Source organism: Kitasatospora sp. NPDC007106 (assembly GCF_040634455.1).
Classification (GTDB): Bacteria; Actinomycetota; Actinomycetes; order Streptomycetales; family Streptomycetaceae; genus Kitasatospora; species Kitasatospora arboriphila.
Window position 1 is genome coordinate 1 of the sequence record NZ_JBEYFP010001402.1, and the last position, 1,135, is coordinate 1,135.

The following is a 1,135-nucleotide window of genomic DNA, read 5'->3' on the forward strand; positions in this document are numbered from 1 at the left end:
GCCGACTCGGAGGAACATCGGTTGCCGGGGGCGGGTACGGCGCGCCGTGCCGCATCCGGGCGACGCACGGCGCGGTCGGCCGGACGCGAGGAGACGGTCATGATCGTGGACTGCGCGCACTACCGCGACGGACGCCGGCAGCACGAGGGCGCGATGCCGCTGGAGAAGGCCGCCGCGCACGCCCGGCAGGGCGGATTCGTCTGGCTCGGCGTCTTCGAACCCGGGCCCGACGAGCTGGCCGGCGTCCAGGAGACCTTCGGCCTGCACGAACTCGCCGTCGAGGACGCCCAGGCCTTCCACCTGCGGCCGAAGGCCGAGCAGTACGAGGACGGCACCGAACTCATCATCCTGCGCACCGCGCGGTACGACGACGAGCGCGAGGAGATCGACACCGGCGAGATCAGCATCTTCCTCGCCGAACACTTCGTGATCACCGTCCGGCAGGGCATCGCCAGCGAACTGGCCGGCGCCCGCAGCCGCCTCGAACGCCGCCCGGACCTGCTGCGCACCGGCAGCGCCGCGACCCTGTGGGCCATCCTCGACCAGGTCGTCGACGGCTACGCCCCGGTCGTGGCGGAACTCGACCGCGACATCGAGCAGATCGAGGCCACCGTCTTCTCCGGCGCCGTCGCGCCGACCGAGCGGATCTACTTCCTGCGGCGCGAGGCCACCGACTTCTACCGCGCCGTCCACCCGCTGCTCGCCGTGCTCGCCCGGCGCCTGCAGCCCGGCCGGGCACCGGCCGAGCTGCTGCCGTTCTTCCGCGACGTGCACGACCACCTCCTGCTGGTCAACGAGGAGGTCGCGGCCCAGCGCGACCTGCTGGCCACCGTCCTGGAGGCGAACATCGCGGTGATCTCCGTCGAGCAGAACACCATCACCCTGCGCCAGAGCGCCACCATGGAGCGACTCACCGTCATCGCCACGGTCTTCCTGCCGCTCTCCTTCGTCGTCGGCTTCTTCGGCCAGAACTTCGCCTGGCTGGTCAGGAACATCACCAGCTTCACGGCCTTCCTGGTGCTCACCCTCGGTGGACTGCTGCTGCCCTGCCTGCTGCTCTTCCTCTGGCTGCGGCACCGCCGCCGCAAGCCCGTGGCCCCCGTCCCCGGCGGCCTCGCCCCGCGGGACACGCCCT

1 protein-coding gene is annotated in these 1,135 nt (G+C 71.6%); it reads left to right on the forward strand.

Annotated elements, in window-relative coordinates; all coding sequences use genetic code 11:
• Positions 1–99: 99 nt before the first annotated feature.
• A partial coding sequence (locus ABZ641_RS38810; protein WP_344627197.1) for a CorA family divalent cation transporter occupies positions 100–1,135 on the forward strand: 1,036 nt, incomplete at its 3' end.